The organism is Bacillus sp. LK2 (assembly GCF_001043575.1).
GTDB lineage: Bacteria > Bacillota > Bacilli > Bacillales > Bacillaceae_G > Bacillus_A > Bacillus_A paramycoides.
The window spans coordinates 287,449-306,054 of record NZ_LDUK01000015.1; the positions used below are offsets into that span (position 1 = coordinate 287,449).

The 18,606-nt window shown below is 33.6% G+C and carries 14 protein-coding genes and 4 pseudogenes; 6 read left to right on the forward strand and 12 right to left on the reverse strand.

Annotated elements, in window-relative coordinates; translation table 11 throughout:
• Positions 1-76: 76 nt before the first annotated feature.
• From VK90_RS11310 to VK90_RS30675, 4 genes and pseudogenes are all read right to left on the reverse strand, one after another.
• Positions 77-1,324 (reverse strand): DUF4153 domain-containing protein, encoded by a 1,248-nt coding sequence (locus tag VK90_RS11310; RefSeq protein WP_048372805.1) that lies wholly within the window; start codon positions 1,322-1,324, stop codon positions 77-79.
• Positions 1,325-1,372: 48 nt separating this feature from the next.
• Entirely contained in the window at positions 1,373-1,504 is a 132-nt protein-coding gene (locus tag VK90_RS28465; protein WP_082147879.1) for a helix-turn-helix domain-containing protein, read from the reverse strand.
• Between the two features lie 11 nt (positions 1,505-1,515).
• A complete protein-coding gene (locus tag VK90_RS11315; RefSeq protein ID WP_048372807.1) occupies positions 1,516-1,998 on the reverse strand; it encodes a DUF2975 domain-containing protein in 483 nt (160 codons plus the stop codon).
• 148 nt (positions 1,999-2,146) lie between these two features.
• Positions 2,147-2,233 (reverse strand): annotated as a pseudogene (locus VK90_RS30675) (DUF6262 family protein); the annotation flags it as partial.
• 763 nt (positions 2,234-2,996) lie between these two features.
• Between VK90_RS30675 and VK90_RS11320 the strand changes: the two are divergent.
• The 3 genes and pseudogenes from VK90_RS11320 (at position 2,997) to VK90_RS11325 (ending at position 4,951) form a co-directional block, all read left to right on the forward strand.
• On the forward strand, positions 2,997-4,205 hold the full coding sequence (locus VK90_RS11320; RefSeq protein ID WP_048372808.1) for an alpha/beta hydrolase fold domain-containing protein: 1,209 nt from the start codon (positions 2,997-2,999) through the stop codon (positions 4,203-4,205).
• Positions 4,206-4,284: 79 nt separating this feature from the next.
• A pseudogene (locus VK90_RS30680) lies at positions 4,285-4,392 on the forward strand (IS6 family transposase); the annotation flags it as partial.
• 186 nt (positions 4,393-4,578) lie between these two features.
• Positions 4,579-4,951: pseudogene (locus VK90_RS11325) on the forward strand (iron chaperone).
• 315 nt (positions 4,952-5,266) lie between these two features.
• On the opposite strand, the gene VK90_RS11330 reads toward VK90_RS11325, so the two are convergent.
• Positions 5,267-7,474 (reverse strand): MMPL family transporter, encoded by a 2,208-nt coding sequence (locus VK90_RS11330; protein WP_048372876.1) that lies wholly within the window; start codon positions 7,472-7,474, stop codon positions 5,267-5,269.
• Positions 7,475-7,731: 257 nt separating this feature from the next.
• Between VK90_RS11330 and VK90_RS11335 the strand changes: the two genes are divergently transcribed.
• A complete protein-coding gene (locus tag VK90_RS11335; RefSeq protein ID WP_231595855.1) occupies positions 7,732-8,256 on the forward strand; it encodes a TetR/AcrR family transcriptional regulator in 525 nt (174 codons plus the stop codon).
• Between the two features lie 84 nt (positions 8,257-8,340).
• Here VK90_RS11335 and VK90_RS11340 read toward each other — a convergent pair whose 3' ends face one another.
• Positions 8,341-9,573, reverse strand: a complete 1,233-nt coding sequence (locus VK90_RS11340; RefSeq protein ID WP_048372809.1) for a cytochrome P450 — start codon at positions 9,571-9,573, stop codon at positions 8,341-8,343.
• 223 nt (positions 9,574-9,796) lie between these two features.
• Between VK90_RS11340 and VK90_RS11345 the strand changes: the two genes are divergently transcribed.
• On the forward strand, positions 9,797-10,372 hold the full coding sequence (locus tag VK90_RS11345) for a TetR/AcrR family transcriptional regulator (RefSeq protein WP_048372810.1): 576 nt from the start codon (positions 9,797-9,799) through the stop codon (positions 10,370-10,372).
• 821 nt (positions 10,373-11,193) lie between these two features.
• On the opposite strand, the gene VK90_RS29830 is transcribed toward VK90_RS11345, so the two are convergent.
• From VK90_RS29830 to deoC, 4 genes are all read right to left on the reverse strand, one after another.
• Positions 11,194-11,349 (reverse strand): hypothetical protein, encoded by a 156-nt coding sequence (locus tag VK90_RS29830; protein ID WP_331457092.1) that lies wholly within the window; start codon positions 11,347-11,349, stop codon positions 11,194-11,196.
• A gap of 71 nt (positions 11,350-11,420) precedes the next feature.
• Positions 11,421-12,809, reverse strand: a complete 1,389-nt coding sequence (locus tag VK90_RS11350; RefSeq protein ID WP_048372811.1) for an MFS transporter — start codon at positions 12,807-12,809, stop codon at positions 11,421-11,423.
• Positions 12,810-13,151: 342 nt separating this feature from the next.
• Positions 13,152-13,862, reverse strand: coding sequence for a purine-nucleoside phosphorylase (deoD, locus tag VK90_RS11355; RefSeq protein ID WP_048372813.1), 711 nt, complete (start codon positions 13,860-13,862; stop codon positions 13,152-13,154).
• A gap of 173 nt (positions 13,863-14,035) precedes the next feature.
• The gene (deoC, locus tag VK90_RS11360) at positions 14,036-14,707 is read right to left on the reverse strand and encodes a deoxyribose-phosphate aldolase (protein ID WP_048372815.1); all 672 of its coding nucleotides are present in this window, start codon (positions 14,705-14,707) and stop codon (positions 14,036-14,038) included.
• A 274-nt stretch (positions 14,708-14,981) separates the two neighbouring features.
• Between deoC and VK90_RS31090 the strand changes: the two are divergent.
• Positions 14,982-15,140: pseudogene (locus tag VK90_RS31090) on the forward strand (DDE-type integrase/transposase/recombinase); the annotation flags it as partial.
• A 187-nt stretch (positions 15,141-15,327) separates the two neighbouring features.
• Here VK90_RS31090 and VK90_RS11365 read toward each other — a convergent pair.
• Complete coding sequence (locus VK90_RS11365; RefSeq protein ID WP_048372817.1) at positions 15,328-16,200, reverse strand: LysR family transcriptional regulator; 873 nt, start codon at positions 16,198-16,200, stop codon at positions 15,328-15,330.
• A 333-nt stretch (positions 16,201-16,533) separates the two neighbouring features.
• Positions 16,534-18,453, reverse strand: coding sequence for a TnsD family Tn7-like transposition protein (locus tag VK90_RS11370; RefSeq protein WP_048372818.1), 1,920 nt, complete (start codon positions 18,451-18,453; stop codon positions 16,534-16,536).
• Between the last annotated feature and the right edge of the window lie 153 nt (positions 18,454-18,606).

Genomic DNA, 18,606 nt, shown 5'->3' on the forward strand with positions numbered 1-18,606 from the left:
TTATAATAAATCAATCGGCTCTAAAAATTTTATATGTTATAGAAGATTAACTTTTCGTTACATTAACAGATCCTTTCTAATTAAAAATTATAGGAAAAGTAAATGTAACGAAAGCTGCCCAAAGTCCGTAGATTGGCAAATACTTAGTAACGGCATCTTGGATAGTTAAAGGCCCGGATTTGTTTTGTAGAAAACGCATATAGGAGAGCATAATCCAAATTAGGTTTGCCCAGATAAGTATGTTTACTCCTAAAACAGCAAGTCTATTAGGCGTAATCCCATAAGAAGAAAGTCTGAACACGATGGCTGACAAAGCCACACTGTCAATGATAAGCGCAAGAACAATTAAGGCAAAATTTATATAATCTGAAATGTTCTTTTTCTTGTCTGAATCGCTCTCGATAATGGAAAATATGGTAACGGCCAATACACCAAGGAGTATTCCGTTGAAGACTATCAGGAAATTGCGGTCCAAGAATGGATTTTTTCCGACACATATAACCGTTATAAGATAGATCAACAATGTGATCAGGACAAGAGGACTAAAAATTTTAGCTATATATGGTGTAATATTCTTAGCAAGTTTAAGATTCATTGATACCAGATATGTAGCCACAATAGCAAGAGCGGCAGCACCAAATAAAACAACATTACTAAAATAGAAGTCTTCTATATTCAAGTCAACAAACCTAAATAACTGCATTGTTAATGCTGCTAGTACCATTCCGCTAACTGCCATGCTGGCGTAGAGAATACAATATTCCAAATTAAATTTAATATAAGCTAACCTTGTACTGCCTTTTGAATATTCATTTCCTGTAAATGCAAGACCTACCAATACCCATAAAAATATGGGAAGGTGTAAATAAGCAAGGATAATACTATCTTTATAATTTAATGGCAACATATTAAGATAAAACCCGGAAATTAGGAACAGCGCTGCAAGGGAATAAATAACACTTTTTTTCGGAATATTATTGTAAACAAAATAGGCAGCAATAAAGGGCATTATACCAAAAGCCAGGTTAATTGGAGCAATTGCTTCCTGTTCGACAAAGTGGAAAATGATTCTGGTACTTATCCCGGCCAGAATAGCTAAAATACCCATGAATAAGAAACCTTTTTGAAGCAAGGAAGTTTTTTCTGTATTTGCTGTCTCCTTGAAATGCAATCTTTCATACCAAACACCAAGAACCTGAGAATCAGGGTTTTGTTCCCATGCATGTGAGAATGACTTTTTAAAAGCTTTCGGGTCTTTTCTATACATTCTCTCCAACTCATGAGGCTTATCAATATTTTCAATAATCAAATTGTTAATGTCCATAGTTATACCTCCCCTAATAATTGTTATTTTAAGTTTCCTCCACAATATTTAACTGTCTTCTTCACTTTTGTATTCTAAAATATCTTCAGGCTGACATTTTAAAGCCTTACAAATTGCCTCTAAAGTGGCTAATCGAATCGCTTTTGCCTTTCCATTTTTCAATATAGAAAGGTTCGCCATTGTTATTCACCTCAGACCGTTAAATCATTTTCTGATTTGATATTAATTGCATCTTGTAAAAGTTTTTGAAGAACAGCCGCAAAGACTGCGATAACCATCGAAGCAAAAGGAACAACCAATCCGACAAAGATAACTCCTGATGCGTCTTCTACTTCTGCAAAGATATAGAAGAGCGGCCAAACTAGCACATGCAAAATACTGATTGTGATGGCACAGTATTTGATTTTCTTTAAAACTTTTACAGATAAATCAGAGAAATCTTTATTTTTGTCAATATAGCATAAGAGTTTGAAAGCCTGATACAAAGCAAAATAAAAAGGTATAGCCGATGCATCAAAAGCAATGAAAACGAGATATTGTATAAAAGCAAACTGTGGAAGCAATTTTACTGCAAGATTCGCCATCTCAGGCACCAAAAAGATGCACAGAGCAAGAACTGGGACCCCTAAAAGAATAACAACTATTTTTAAAAATAACGTTGTTACTTTTCCCATAAAAAGCACCTCACTTATTTATTCTGTTTTTGATTCTAATATATTTTTTATCGTTTTACAATAAATTTTTATCAATTTAAATAATATTTTTATTGCAGATTTTGTTTTAAGAAAAAAATATAAAGCATTCCTCATTCAAAGAAATGCTCTATAACTTTTTATAAACATCGGTGTAAGTTACTTTCAGTTGTTCTCTTAATTGCTTGTTTTCATTTTCTAATTTTTTATTTTTCCTTTATATAAAAGAAATGATAAAGATAATATAAACATCCTATTTAATACCATCTTTTCAAACAATTATTTTAAATATTTTTTAGTATTAGTACACAAAAGTCTGTAATTATAAAATAAAAAAGCATGACATAAAATTGTCATGCTTTTTTATTTGTTGAAACCCCTTTGTCCTTGTATAAAAAAGTTCTTTACTAATAAGTAGTGTAATTACTGCGTTTTCAAATTAGTAAAGAACTTTTTTATCTTTTATTTATATAGCTACAGTCAGTTTCGAAACTTCCTCAAGTAAAGAACTTTTTTATTCCGACTCAATATTTTAAATAAAAATTAATGTTTAGAATCATTTCTGTACTAATAACGATAGAAATGAAATAGTCATACTATTAAATTCAAGAGATTGTGGATTCCCACTCTTAATTGAGACGCTGACTGAACCTACATTAGAGAACTGACTTTCTTAATGTTTTGAAAGAATTCACACAGAGAAATTAGTCTTTGAGTAATAAAAATGAAAGTAATCTAGTCTATAAAGAGGATTTTAATCAATACATAGCTGTCTCTTATTATTTTTCATCTACACTTCTCCTTTTTTGTAGATTAATTATACAACTACTGAAAATTGATTCTCCCCTTTTAATATACATGTGTATATTATGTTACATGTGACACTTTAGTATACAAATGCATTTGATTTGTGAAAATTCTTGGAGAATATGTGTTGTCGGAAATATAATATACTCTTTAATATGGAGGAACTTTGAAATATGAAACAGAAACAACAAAAACAACTAACCGCATGGCGCCCTAAAGGTTTTTTTCAGTGGCTATTAACAGCCCTTTCAGTGGTACTAATACCTCTTACTGCCATGATGGTATATTCTATTTTTTATCCAACTAATGCTCTTAGTGTAGCTGGTTTCCTTGGAATGCTTGCATTGAGCACTCCATGGTTTTTATTAATTCTAACATCTTTCATCATAGTGCTATTAATACTTGCTTCATGGAAGAAAGTTAAAATCGCTCGATTCATTTTGATTCCGCTATTGTTACTATATATTTTTTTAAATGTAGAGCCAATTATAAAAATGGTGGACTATGCTAAAAAAGAGAATGTTCAAGTATCTCTTTACTCTCACTTTTTTAACAAAACAGAACTATCATCAAAGGTTACAAAAGATATCGTATATGGAAAAACTACAGATGGCGTTGAGTTAAAGCTTGATATGTGGCCCGCCAATGAAAAATTGAAAAACACACTTACCCCCGCTGTTATAAAGGTACATGGAGGCGGATGGGTTGAGGGAAGTAGAGCGAATACCCCTCATTGGAATCAATGGTTAAGTGAATTAGGATATACTGTTTTTGATATAGAATATCGCATGCCTCCTCATGCAGGATGGAAAGATGAGGTAGCTGATGTGAAATCAGCAATAGGTTGGGTAGTAGAACATGCGGATACTTACAAAATTGATCCTGAAAAAATAAACTTAATGGGTGATTCAGCAGGTGGAAATCTTGCTATGCTTGCTGCTTATAGTATGGGAGACACAACTTTACCACCATCCACCAATGTACCTCAGGTAGTTATTAGAACTGTAATTAATCTCTATGGACCGGCAGATATGACAAAGTTTTATCAGAATAACCCTAGTCCGGGCTATGTGCAAAATGTTATGAAAGAGTATATAGGGGGCACACCTTCACAATTTTCTGATCGTTATCAAAAGCTTTCTCCTATCAATTATATTGGAGAACACACACCACCTACTATTACGTTTTTAGGAACGAGCGATCGTATTGTTCCAACAGAACAAGCTAAAATTTGGGATACGGAACTTTCAGTGAATAACGTTCCTCACGAGCTCTACCTTCTTCCGAGAGCTGATCATGTTTATGATGGATCACCAGGTAATTTGAATACTCAATTTACTTACGAGAAGATCAAGATATTTCTTCAGAAATATAATAAATAAAAATCAAGAAAAAATAGTAGATAAAATTGATTTTCAAAAGAGCCCTAGATATTTAGGGCTCTTTTGTTGGTTCTGTTGCAAAGTTTTCGAAGCGGCTCATGCCCTATATAAACAAAAACAGAGTTTGCAACCAAACTGCGTTTTTTCAACGTACAATGAATTGCAGAAATTATATATTGTTGCATAATATTTGGCGATTCTGAACCAGATTCTTTAAATTTTAAAAAACTTAGCAATAGAATCTTACAAACTGAGTGTTTAAGTATCTCGTCAAAGATACGGGTGAGGTTGCGAATGGTGCAATTGATGTCACGGCGTATTGGCATGAAAAATTACATCGTTCAAAAAAAATTTTATTTTAGGATAGAATGACATGGAGGTTTTTGCAGAATATTTAGCGCGTATTGATAACCCTGGGCATCGGGACCGAACGGAAGAAGTTTTGAATTGGATAACTAAGGAATTTCCAAATTTAATGCCAAAAATTGCGTGGAATCAGCCTATGTTTACCGATCATGGCACATTTATTATTGGTTTTAGCATAGCCAAACATCACCTGGCAGTTGCCCCTGAAAAGGCAGGAATTGATCATTTTTCTGATGAAATTGTGCAGGCTGGCTATGGATCACACCAAGCAGTTGGTACGTATCAAGTGGGATAGTCCGGTTGATTTCTCATTACTTGAGAAAATGATCGAGTTTAATATTTTGGATAAGGCAGACTGCTCAACTTTTTGGCGGAAATAAAAAAATCGGATTATTAAGGATGAACTGAACCCCAATAGGTCCACTTTTTTTAAAGTGTCCACTATTCGGGTTTCGGTTCAGATTGAAGTGAAAATATTAAGAGAGTGTTTTAATCAATAAAACACTCTCTTTCCTTTTGTTCGTTTATCAAGGTTATTAGTATGAGTTTAATCAAAGATTATTCAAAGGTTACACCAACGATAACATATACATTATTCGTTTCTTTAGCCTCCAAGTAAAATACTAAGTTTGATTTATCGCAACTCATACTGTTAATCCATTCAATTAAGATACCCTTACAATGGAAACAGCGGCTTATCCAGCAATTTTATCTTTACTTTCTGATTTATGCAAGATAGATTCACCTTCAACATCTATATTTGGAAGAATCTTATCCAGCCATTTTGGCATATACCAAGCTGCTTTTCCCATCAATGTCATAACAGCTGGAACAATGGTCATCCTAACCACAAACGCATCAAATAGAACTCCAAATGCTAGACTCATACCTATAGACTTTACAATTGGATCTGGCATAAGCATAAAGCCAAGAAATACGGCTATCATGATTAATCCTGCTGCTGTTACGACTCTTCCGCTGTCTCTCATCCCTGCAAGCACAGCTTCCTTTGGATTACCTGTATGTGTGTAAACTTCCCGCATACGACTTACAAGAAACACTTCGTAGTCCATTGCTAATCCAAAAAGAATACCGATTGTAAGAATTGGCAAGAAGGCAAGAACTGCACTAGAAGAAGGGAAACCAAATAAACTTAGAAGATTTCCATCTTGAATAACATACACGACAAATCCTAGTGTTGCAATCAAGGAAAGCAGGAAGCCTAAGACTGCTTTTAAAGGAATCAATATGGATCTAAATACTAGCACTAAAAGAACATATGCCAGTCCGACTACAAGCACAGCAAATATAGGTAATGCATCATTTAGCTTTTCCGCTATATCTATATTGACTGCCGTTGTACCAGTAACTAATAACTCAATGTCATTTTCTATTTTCGTTGTATCTGATTTTTCTCGAATATGCTTCACAAGATCTTTTGTTTTTATATCATTGGGTCCCGATTTTGGGGTCACAGTGATAATATAAACTTCACCTGAAGAATTAGGGAAAGCTGGCGTTACACTCTTAACATTCTTTAATTCACTAATTTCTTTTGTAATTTCCGTTACTGCTTTTTGTGTCTCTTGTGGGTCTTGTTTTTTACTATCTACTTTTGCTGCCACAACTAGCGTAGAGTGAACACCTTTTCCATACGCTTCTGTCATGAGATCATATGCTTTTCTTTCCGTTGTATTTTTTGACATGGTATCCCCGTCATCTGGCAGTCCTAGGTTCATATGGAAAAAGGGAATACTAATGACAGCAAGTAATGCAATTGCCACTAAAGAAATAACTAACGGACGTTTTGTAACAAATTCCCCCCACTTATTCGAAGGTACTTTCCCTTCTTTTTCACCTGTAATTTTTTTCAGTAATTTATTTCCTTTAGAAGGATGAAATCTATGTCCTACCATGCCTAGTATGGCTGGCAGCACAATGATGGAAACCAATATAGCACATAATACACTAATAGATGCTGCTACTCCCATCATGGTCAAAAAAGGAACCTGCATGATAGATAATCCAAGTAGTCCAATTATTACAGTGATACCAGCAAAAACAACAGCGCTTCCTGCAGTACCAGTTGCTATAGCAATAGACTCTTTGACGGAATGCCCTTCGCCAAGCTGTTGTCTAAATCGATTCATAATAAATAGAGCATAATCAATTCCAACGGCTATTCCTAACATGGTAGCCAAGGAAAGCGTAACATCCTGGAATTCAATATAATTGGAACCTATCGTCACCCCAAGGATTCCAATTCCTAATCCTATCATAGCAGTGATAATAGGCATCCCAGCTGCTAGCAAAGATGTGAAGGTAATCGCCAAAATCACAAAGGCAATAATGATTCCAATAGCCTCCGATTCTCCATGTGATTCAGATACAGTGAATTTCACATCACCGGTTAACTCTGTTTGGATTCCCTCGTCACGAGTCCGTTTAATTTTGTCTAATACATTCTTCTTAGATGATTCCTTTATATCTTTAGCATCATCTTTGTAATTTACAACAGCATAACCTATGGTCTTATCTTTGTTTAAATTCCCTAGTTGAATAGGGGGTACAACTGATTCAACATTTGAATCATCTTTTTGAATATCAGACAGAGTATCCGTAATCACTTTATTTATGTGTTCCGAATCTAATGTCTGATCTTTTGGTGCTTTAAAAACTATTTTAACTTGGGCACCAGCGCTTTGAGATTCAGGGAATTCCTTTTCTAGCAACTTACTTGCCTTATCAGCTGGTGTACCTGGAATCGTTATCTTATCAGTGTAAGAAGAACCTAAACTTCCAGCTAGCACTCCCAATATGACTAAAATTCCTAGGGTACTAAAAATAACACCCTTCCCATGGCTTGCTGCCCAATTACCTAATTTGTAAAGATACTTTGCTATTTTAATCGCCTCCAACTTCGTTATTTACAATTTTGCTACTTGTAGTCGTCATATTCATTTATTAATTTTCTCTCTGCTTTCTTTATTTTTAATACATTTGTATACAAAAGATCACATGTAATATAATATACATATGTATATTAAAAAGGGAGAATCAATTTTCAGTAGTTGTATAATTAATCTACAAAAAAGGAGAAGTGTAGATGAAAAATAATGAAGAGCAGCTGGATTTACGTATTAGACGTACACATAAATGATTGTGGGAGTCTTTATTTGAATTAATAACAGAGTCAAAACAGAAATATAGTTCCATTACCATCAATCAAATCTGTGATCGTGCGATGGTGCATCGAACAACATTTTATAAACATTTTGAAGATAAAGATGCCTTATTGGCAGTTGGAATTAAAAAAATTCAAGAGGAAGTTCTTCAAATACCACTTTTCGATCGATTAACTAAGCCGTTTCAAGTGACGGAACAATTCTTACATCATAAAGAGCTTGGTAAAATGTTAGAGTCACAAATGGATGATGAGCAATTTATTAGCCGTTTATATTATCAAAATCGTGAAATAAAGAAACTGGAGAATCAAGAGCTAAATCGAATTTGTAAAAATCATACGATACCAAATGAGTTAATTATCGAATTCTATTCGGGTGTCACTGCAAGGTTAATTGCATGGTGGTTACAAAATAGAAAAAGTGTTTCAGCAGAAGAAATGGATCGATACTTTCATCAAATGATCAATCAAGATATTTTTGGATTTGAATTAGAAGATTAGAAATCATTTTCAAAACGAAGAAAGGGCGTCCCTCCGTCATTTTTGATGACTTTTGGGACACCCCAATTTACCGGACAACTTGGCCTAGCGGTGAACCTTCAGCAGTAAGCTGGATAAAGCCTGCCCAGCAGCTGAGGTCTGTAAACTTGCCTCCAAATTGAAGCCTGGAACCGATTCAATGCGAGAAAATGTTTCCATAAAAATTTTGAACGTTTTGTTAGCTTCCAATCTCGCCAGTGGCGCACCGAGACAGAAATGCGGCCCATTGCCAAACGTTTGATGCCGGTTGTTATTTTTCCGGTGAATATTCACAGTAAATGGATCTTCGAACACATCCTCATCAAAGTTTGCCGCGCTATTCCAAGTGATCACCAAATCACCCCTCTTCAATTCAACGCCTAGAACATTGTTGTCTACTTTCACTTCACGGTCCAATGCAATAACGTGGAAACGGTAACGCAGCATCTCCTCAACAAAATTAGGTACGAGATTTATATTGATTCTTAGTTCTTCGTAAAGTTTAGGAGCATCATATAGCAATGAGTAGAATGAATTAGCCAACAAAAGACTTGTTGTTTCAACACCCGCCGCAAGAAGAAACATAGTCACACGAACAACTTCTTCATCCGTAAACTTTTCTCCTTCGATTTCAACTTGAATCAAATCAGATAGAATGTCGTCTGAAAGCTGTTTTCTTTTTTCCACAACAATCGGATACAGATAATTAAAGTACTCCATCGCTGCCTTCGCCTTTTGTTGACCCACCTCCTCGGCATTTTCACTATTGAACGGCATGAACAATATATCGACCCATTTCTTAAACAGCAGCTTGTCTTTATGTGGAACCCCAAGCAAATCGGCCATTACTATGATCGGAAGAGGGGTTGTAAAATCTTTGACAATGTCGATCTCCGACTTATCCCCCATTTCGGCAATCAAATCGTTAATAATCTGTTCAATACGCGGCTCCCAAGCTTTGAGACTTCTAGGGGTGAAAGCAGCCGAAAGCAGAGAACGTGACTTACGATGTTCCGGTGGATCCGTTTCATTAATCTTTAAGCGATCCGGTACGCTCCCTTCCTCTGTGCCTGCTCCGATCTGGGAAATGGAACGGTAGCGTTTACTTGAAAATAGTTCATAGTCTGTAAGAACTCGCTTAACGTCTTCATATTTGAAAACATTCCAAGTATCCGTGCCTGCATGATAGTAAATTGGATGCTCCGTCAGCATTTTTTTATACCAAGAAAATGGAGCAAATTCTTCGGATTTAGTTTTAAAACCCTTAATTTCAGAAGTTGAAATAACTTTATTTTCCATGCAAATCCCTCCCTGTCTAATCAAAGTACAATAGAACAAAATTTGACTACCTAATTCGTCTGACCCAGAAACATACTCCCCTTAAAATCCCTCCTGTATTGATTATTTTTAATACCTTTGTATACTAAGGAGTATGTGTAATATAATATACATATGTAGATTAAAAAGGGAGAGTCATATTTCGAAAGTTGTATAATTAATCTACAGAAAAGGAGAATTGTAGATGAAAAGTAATGAGGAACAGCTAGATTTACGTATTAGGCGTACACATAAATTATTATGGGATTCTTTATTTGAATTATTGACAAAATCAAAACAGAAATATAGTTCTATTACCATTAACCAAATCTGCGATCGTGCGATGGTGCATCGAACAACATTTTATAAACATTTTGAAGATAAAGACGCGTTATTGGCATCTGGATTTAAGCAATATTACGAGGAGAATTTTACCATCCCGCTTTTAGATCGATTAACTAAACCATTTCAAGTGATGGAACAATTTTTACATCATAAAGAAATTGGTAAAATATTAGTGTCACAAATGGATGATGAACAATTTATTAGATTTATGCATTATCAAACTCATGAAATGAAGAAGCAGGAGAAACAAGAATTAAATCGACTTTGTAATAATCATACAGTACCAATTGAGTTAATTATCGAATTCCATTCTGGTGTAATTACAACATTAAGTGCATGGTGGTTACAAAATAGAAAAAATGTTTCAGCAGAAGAAATGGATAGATACTTCCATCAAATGATCAATCAAGATATTTTTCAATTTGAAAGGGAATGAATAGAGGCATTTTTGGTGCAAGAAATTGATGAGATTTGAACATATTTGTATAATCCATATTTAATATTATCGCCTTCGAAAGAGACAAGTTGACTGATGTCAGTGGAATTCTTACTAACATTGTTTCAATATATCTCATTCTTTTTCACAATAACCACTATGAGGATGACTTTGCTATCATTTACATACTCATAAGCTTGTTGAAGATAGCAGACAAAATGATCAATCTTTTTTGTGAAAATAGACTTATCACTATTAAAAAGTGACCTTGTTTTGATCAAACTTTGTTTAAAACGAGATCGTTTTCTTTATATTAAAATCAATGTTTGTTGTCTTTGTATAAAAAAGTTCTTTACTAATAAGTAGTGTAATTACTGCGTTTTTCAAATTAGTAAAGAACTTTTTTATCTTTTATTTATATAGCTACAGTCAGTTTTGAAACTTCCTCAAGTAAAGAACTTTTTTATCCCGACTCAATTTTTCGGACGATGTCTATATTACTTGATTGAAGGCTATTTTTACTTTGTTCACATCTCCTAATCAGCCATTTCCCAAAATTAAGATGCTACTTTGGTAATCGTCAAATATTCCCCTACTATTTGTAAATAACCCATGAGATATTCTTCTTACATACTACTAAAGAGCACTATTATTGAACAACATAAGTAACAAAGGATCAATCTTTTTTCAAAGTGGATGCTTTATTTTTGTTGTAAAATGCTGGATTGTGGGGTATTTTTGATTAACCTTTATTTCAAAGCTACAATAATATAAACACGAAAAGAGAGTCCCTTTTCCCAAAAGGCACTCTCTTTTTTCAATTAGATAGTTTCTCCATGCTCTAAACAAAGTAGATTAGCTTTAGCTGATTTTCCTACCTCGATTGAATAAGTTATACTATCAAGACCTAATGATTTGGCAGGCTTAATTGTATAAGCATCAATAGCTGCGTATACATCAGGTAAACCTTCTTTCACCAATGCTTAGCCTGATAGCAATGGGATATGGGATTCTAACATGAAATAATCATTTTAAGGTTTTTATAAATTTATTTTGTCGCTTTTCGTCCTACTAATACCCAGTACAGAGATAAACTAAAAAGGGTAATTAGTGCGAGAATGAATAGGATGTTACTAAACATGGAAGCATCTGGATTGCTTATAATCCCTAGGAAATTTGTTCTCATTGCGGAATGGTCCATCATTGCGGCTGTATAGGCAATTCCGATTGACATAGCGACACTAAGTGTTAAATTATAAAATCCGATTGCTGTTCCTGTTTTTTCTTTCTCAATCGTACCAATGCAAGAATCAAGTAATGGTGCATACATGAATGCAAATGAACTAGAGAATAAAATCATGGATATTATGAATACAACAACAGAAGTTTTTACAAAGAATCCGCCTAATAGTAAGCTGACTATAATACTAGACATAGCGATTGTAATACATTGCTTGCTTCCCAAAACCTTCGCAATTTTTCCAGAAAGAGCCCCGACTATCGCACCTGCTATATAGCCTGGAATCAATAATAGTGAAATGCTATCTAGCTTCAAACCATAAATCTTTTCAAGCAAAAATGGAAATAAGAAAATATATGCTAACTGTACAGAGTAAATTATAAAAGCAACTCCAAGCAATGAGATAAACTGTTTATTTTGAAAGAATGATATTCCGATAAAAGCTTTTGAGTTCTTGCTGATATAAGTAAGGAACAAGGTAATTGCAACAATAAACATCAGAAGATAAATCCAATTGAAATCGGTAATATATAGTAGTAAGGATGCTGAAATGGCTCCAACTAGAACTAATCCTACTACATCTATATTGCTGTTTTTTGCTTCTTCCTTAGGAAGATACTTTAAAATAAAAGGAAGAGTGAAAAGTGTTACAAAAGAAACTAAGAACAGCGTTGTCCAATGGAAATACGTCGAAACATAACCTCCAGTTACTGCCCCTATAAGCTGCGAAAGAGCAAAACTGCTTGTACTTAATCCTAAAAATTTCTTTTGCTCATTTACAGGTAAATGTTTTGTTACAAATATCACGTATAAAGTTTCAGCTGCTGCTAGACCGGCAGTTTGGATAACTCTTGAGATAACAACTAGTAAAAATGAGTGTTGAAAAATATACCCCATAGCTGAACCGACACATATTAAAATAATACCAATGCTAAAAAGTTTTCTAATACTAACGGAATCCGCTAAAGTTGCGTAAACCACTGCCCCAATTCCAATTACAAGACCAGCTAATGTTGCTTGCCAGCTAACTGTTGTCACTGAAATTTGAAAATCCTTTGCCATGTCAACAGAAATAATCTTAAACGAATTGTCAATTACTAAACATAATAGAAATAACAGTAAAATTACGGGTACTGCTTTCTTAGCACTATATTCTTGAGTTTCCTTCATGCTCACATCTTCATTAATGATAGACATAGCTATATTCCTCTTTTCTTGTTGTTCAGGAAATTGTCTCCCTTTAACTATCAATTGATCCTTTTGTCAAAGAATCGTTTCAGTAATTTCTACATTTGTTGTTTCATTATTTAGGCTTCCTTGCACACAGTTATACCGATTTTCCCCTTCTTATAACGTTCAAAAGGAAACGTTTTCACAAATAACAAAAAATCGCCCACCCATTCAAAGGTTTTCATATATCCCCTACATGAAAATTTTCTGTCTCTACAGAAAGTTACTCTAAGAATTTAGCTCCTATTTTCGAAAATATAAATGTCAATACATGCTCTTACATGTATTGACATTTCATATTTCTACACTTTACAAACAAGCCTCTAATGCAATTTTCATCATTTTATCGAATGATGTTTGTCTTGCTTCAGCACTAATTTGCTCATGGGTTACTAAAGAATCCGAGATAGTTAGTATACACGCCGCTTGTTTTCCTAATATTCTTGCAGTATGGAATAATGCATAGCTTTCCATTTCTGTACAAATACAATTATGTTCATTATAAAAATCAACATGATTTGGAACATTAGTTTCATGATAAAATACATCACTTGAATGAATTCTACCTCTAACAATAGGAGAATGAATGCTATTTGCAGTATCTTCAATTTTCTGCGTTAATAACTCACTAGGAAGCTGAATATCACCATTTACTCCTGCTTGGGCCTTTGCAAATGTTGATTCACTCCATGCACTATCTACAAGCACAATATCATGTATGTTTAGTTCTTCTGTATAAGCTCCTGCACTACCAACACGGATAACATTTTCTACATCATAAAATTTATATAATTCGTATGAGTATATTCCAATACTTGCCATCCCCATACCTGATCCCATTACAGATATTTGTTTTCCTTTATAAGTTCCTGTATAACCAAACATATTACGTACACTATTAAACTGCACTGGATTTTCTAGATATGTTTCCGCAATATATTTCGCACGTAACGGATCTCCTGGCATTAAAACTGTTTTTGCAATCTCTCCAACTTTCGCGGTATTATGAGCTGTTGTCATATTATAATCTCTCCATTTCTATTTTTTAATTTAGTTAACCGTCAAGAACTAAAATTCTTACTCATTTCACATATCGAGTAATCTGTACAATTTATTTCTTCATTAAAATGTATTCGTTTTCACAATTAGGCAAAAAAACTGGTTTTCCCCAATTTCTTTCTAGCTTTTATTGATTAATAATTATCTGAAACGCCCTTTTTGTCATCTAATACGATTGCAACACTTGCACTTGCGCCAATTCTAGAAGCTCCAGCTTCAATCATTTTTTCTGCATCTTCACGTGTACGAACACCACCTGATGCTTTTACACCAACGTTTGGTCCTACTGTTTTACGCATTAATACGATATCTTCAGCAGTTGCTCCGCCAGTTGAGAATCCAGTTGAAGTTTTTACGAAATCAGCGCCAGCTTTTACTGATAATTCACAAGCACGAACTTTTTCTTCATCTGTTAGAAGGCAAGTTTCAATGATTACTTTTACAAGAGCTTTTCCTTTTGCTGCTTGTACTACTTCATAAATGTCTTTTTCAACGAATTCGTTGTCGCCATCTTTTAAAGCACCTACATTGATTACCATATCAACTTCAGTTGCACCTTTTGCGATAGCATCTTTTGTTTCGAATGCTTTTGTTTCAGTCGTGCTTGCTCCTAATGGGAAACCGATTACAGTACAAACGTCTACATCATGTCCAGCTAATTCGTCAGCCGCTAGCTTTACCCATGTAGGATTAATACAAACAGAAGCGAATTTATATTCCTTTGCTTCTTCGATTACTTTCATAACATCTTCTTTAGTTGAATTTGGTTTTAAAACTGTATGGTCAATTAACTTTGCAATGTTCATTTTCTTCACTCCCCATATCTTTTAACAACTTCATTCTAACCCCGACTTGAACAATTGTAAATACGCTTATGAAATTTTGTTCAAAATTATTTAAGATAGTGAAATAAGTTTTTAAAATTGACACAAAAAAAGGATACCCTTTTAACAGCTCCCTCATAAAACATAGTATTTATTCATTTATAAAATGAAACTTTAATTAGTAAAGGGGAGCCCTCCATCGCCATCAAGCTAAGAAAAGAAAATACCCCAAAACAAAATTTTTTCTCTATGTTTATTTGTAAACGTCAAAGGTCAATGGATGTACCTGTATCGTGCCGTGGATTCTGAAGGAAATACCATCGATTTTTATCTGAGGAAGAATGAAAAAGAAGCAATTAACAAAAAGAAAAAAGTGCTATCATTTCTGCGAAAAATGATAACACTCGTTTACTAACTGATGAGTAAAAAATAACATATGTTATTTTTTGAAACGGCATAATATCAATCGAAATAACAGAACAAGATGCGCACTTTCTAATAAAACAACTTGCTCATTAAGTTGAAAATTAAAACTCACCTACATTTTTCGGACGATGTCTATATTACTTAATTGAAGGCTATCTTTGCTTTGTTCACATCCTCTAATCAACCATTTCCCAAAATTGAGATGCTACTTTGGGAATTCGTTGGTCTTTTAATTTTACTATTACAGGCTCTAGATGAAAATCAAATTGTTTCAATTCAAAAAGCGTTGTATGTTCTAAAAATGGTGATGTGTAATCCATACTTGGAATAACGGATAATCCTAGTCCTCTACTAACAAGTGCTACAACCATCCTTATATCTTTACACTCGATAATGATATTTGGCTTGACTTGATGTTCATCAAACACTTTGAAGAGGTCTTCATTGAAGGAGAGTCCTTCCATTGCTCCTAGCATAATGAATGGGAACTGGGCAATCTGTTCAATCGTCACATGCTGTGATGAAAACGATGTTGCCCAACTTGTTGGAATAATCACAGCGGTTGGTTGTTTTTTTAATATTTTCATCTCATATTGTTCAATATTGCCCAATCGTAAAAGTAAGGCAATATCAATTTCTCTTTGTTCTAGTCTTTTTAATAATTCTTCTGAATTTCCTGTTACTATATTTATTTTAACATTTGGATACCGTGTTCTAAACATACTAACATAGTCAATAAGCATATTCGAACATGTAGACGATACACCGATACTTACTGTTCCTTCTATACCTTGTTCAATTTCTTGAATTCGCTGCTTTACATCTTGAATTTGCATTAGTATTTGATTGGCATATTGGTATAGTATTTCACCTGTTTCTGTAAGCTCCCATTTTTGACGATATCGATGAATTAAAGTTGTGCCAAGATCATTTTCAAGCTTTTTTAATAATTGACTAAGTGGTGGCTGCGCGATATGGAGCACTTCTTTATTACTGCCTTTTCTTCGACCCTCTATCACTTTGGTTAAATGATAAAACAAACATCGTATTAAAACTAACCTGCCGTTTAGTTAAAGAAGGATTTTTAAACAACTTTTTTATCTTTTATTAATATAACTGCAATCAATTCCGAGACTTCCTTAAGTAAAGAACTTTTTTATTTCGACTCAATATTTTAAATAAAAATTAATGTTTAGAATCATTTCTGTACTAATAACGATAGAAATGAAATAGTTATACTATTAAATTCAAGAGATTGTGGATCCCCACCCTTAATTGAGACGCTGACTGAACCTATATTAGAGAACTGACCACATCTTTATAGATTTTACATCTCTTTTAGACAAAATAACATCGATTAATTTTTATCCATTACATCCACATTATTCTTTTTCAAGGCCCCACTGTAACCTATTATGCGATTTGACTTGCTCTTCTAGATAGTTATGAACCTCTGGAACCAATGGCCCCTTATAAAGACTCGCTAACGTTTTTATTTTAGAAACAGTAACTATTTCAGCACTGAGTTTATTATCTAATAAATGTTTAATTCTCCTTTTCTGAAAATCCTCCCTAGTTTCTAAAACAGAATCTACAAATGTCCTTAACTTAGGATATTTCTCCCCTTTTTTTGATATAAAGTCATGATGTATGCCTATTTGCATAAAAAGAGAATTTATCGTAATTCTCTGTAACCCTCCCTTCTCGCTCTCAAATGAAGCCCAATTTGTAATAGCTTTTTGAGCTATTTGCAAAAACTTATTGTCCATTTTTGTATAGTAATTATCAGTGTATTTACGCCCCCATTCCGCAGGTGGCATATGTTTTTCTAACCATGCACTATCATATTTTTGTATCCAGTAGAATACTACCGGGTGTAATGCTTTTAGTTGAGTACGATTTAGGTTGGGATTTTTCTTAAAAATAACTTTCCACTCTTCTTTATACTTTTGAGTTTTTTCTTCCATGGAAAGCCCATTAGTTCTTCTCTTAAAACGAGTATTTATATTTTGTTTACCACTAAATATTCGTTTTTTTATTTCTCTCACTGTACTTCGGCTCATTTTTGTAATTCGGCTGATTTCTGTTATAGATACATTTTCCGATAATAATTTTTGAAATTCATTGTCCCATAAATCCCCCCTATCAATAATACGTATAGAAAATTTAGTAACCTCAAGAGGAGTTTGTTCAGGTAAAATCAATCTATATTTGAATCCGCAACTACAAGTAAAATCTCCCTGCAATCTTCTATAAGCCTTGTGTATATTAGTTTCTAATGTTTCTACACTTTTTTCTAAATAATGGTCTGCTAAGGGATTCATACAAGTCCACGGCCCTGAACCAAATGGTTGATAAATGTAATTATTCTCATAGAATTCTCTCGCACTACCGCATAGCAAACGCATTATTAATATATGCCTTACTGGATGTAATTTTTTAATTCTATTCGGTTCAGTAATAAATCGCATCCAAGATATAGGATTATCAAGACTTAAATATGAATTTAATAACTCTAAAACTTCCTTAGGATAAAAATCTAGCAACTTCTCTGCTAACAAATATTTTCTTTTAGTTATCGGATAACAAATTCCATGTATTTTTAAGAGTTCCATGTATTTATCATAATAATAATGATGTGGGTGAACTGTTAATTTCTGACCAAATACATATTCAATATCCTCAGCAATAGCTAGTAAGATTTCAAGTGATTTGTTACTGACCTGTATTTCTTCTATACTTGATTGCACATCATTAATATTTGGTATAATAAAGTGGTTCCATGCCTTTTTAAGATTATATCTAGGGAGCTTGGTTAAACAAATTTTATGTTTTGTACAAACTAATACCCCTGGCACCTGATGAAATCTATTCCAGAACCCTTCACCATACATTTCAAATTGATCTTTTAGACATTTTTTACAAAAATATATGTGTTCTTTTCTTTTTACATCATCATCAAGTTCTCGAATTATACGCGTACCATACGAAACTCCAGATTGTCCTTTGACCTTAAGTAAAACTTTATGATAATAATTCGATTCTATAAATTGGCGAAGGAAAGGTAATATAGAATGATTTTCTATAAAATAGTCAGCCGTTAACCCTTTGGATATATCTTTTAGTTTTTCTACAATTAAATTAACTCCACTAGGAGCATCAACGTCAAATTTTTTTGCATCACTTCCCAATAATTTTAGCAGCGTTTCACGTTTAGATTTATGTCCAGAGTGATAATGATAACGAGCTATAATACTATACAATAACTCATTTTCATATGGAGTTGGAAAATAGCAAATCATAATAACTCCTTTCTAATAACATTTTTAATTTTTTCTTGTTAACTTATTTACAAATTAGTTGTATCCTGAACTTAATAATTGAGAATTTATGTCCAATTCTTTAGAGATTGTTCAATACATAAGTTTTGACTTTGATCCAAATTCAATTTTTTG

Coding starts and splice junctions, on each gene's coding strand:
- VK90_RS11310 (WP_048372805.1), bottom strand. CDS start 1,324: ATGGACATTAACAATTTGATTATTGAAAATATTGATAAGCCTCATGAG.
- VK90_RS28465 (WP_082147879.1), bottom strand. CDS start 1,504: ATGGCGAACCTTTCTATATTGAAAAATGGAAAGGCAAAAGCGATTCGA.
- VK90_RS11315 (WP_048372807.1), bottom strand. CDS start 1,998: ATGGGAAAAGTAACAACGTTATTTTTAAAAATAGTTGTTATTCTTTTA.
- VK90_RS11320 (WP_048372808.1), top strand. CDS start 2,997: ATGAAACAGAAACAACAAAAACAACTAACCGCATGGCGCCCTAAAGGT.
- VK90_RS11340 (WP_048372809.1), bottom strand. CDS start 9,573: ATGGAAAATAAAGTTATTTCAACTTCTGAAATTAAGGGTTTTAAAACT.
- VK90_RS11345 (WP_048372810.1), top strand. CDS start 9,797: ATGAAAAGTAATGAGGAACAGCTAGATTTACGTATTAGGCGTACACAT.
- VK90_RS11350 (WP_048372811.1), bottom strand. CDS start 12,809: ATGTCTATCATTAATGAAGATGTGAGCATGAAGGAAACTCAAGAATAT.
- deoD (WP_048372813.1), bottom strand. CDS start 13,862: ATGACAACAGCTCATAATACCGCGAAAGTTGGAGAGATTGCAAAAACA.
- deoC (WP_048372815.1), bottom strand. CDS start 14,707: ATGAACATTGCAAAGTTAATTGACCATACAGTTTTAAAACCAAATTCA.
- VK90_RS11370 (WP_048372818.1), bottom strand. CDS start 18,453: ATGATTTGCTATTTTCCAACTCCATATGAAAATGAGTTATTGTATAGT.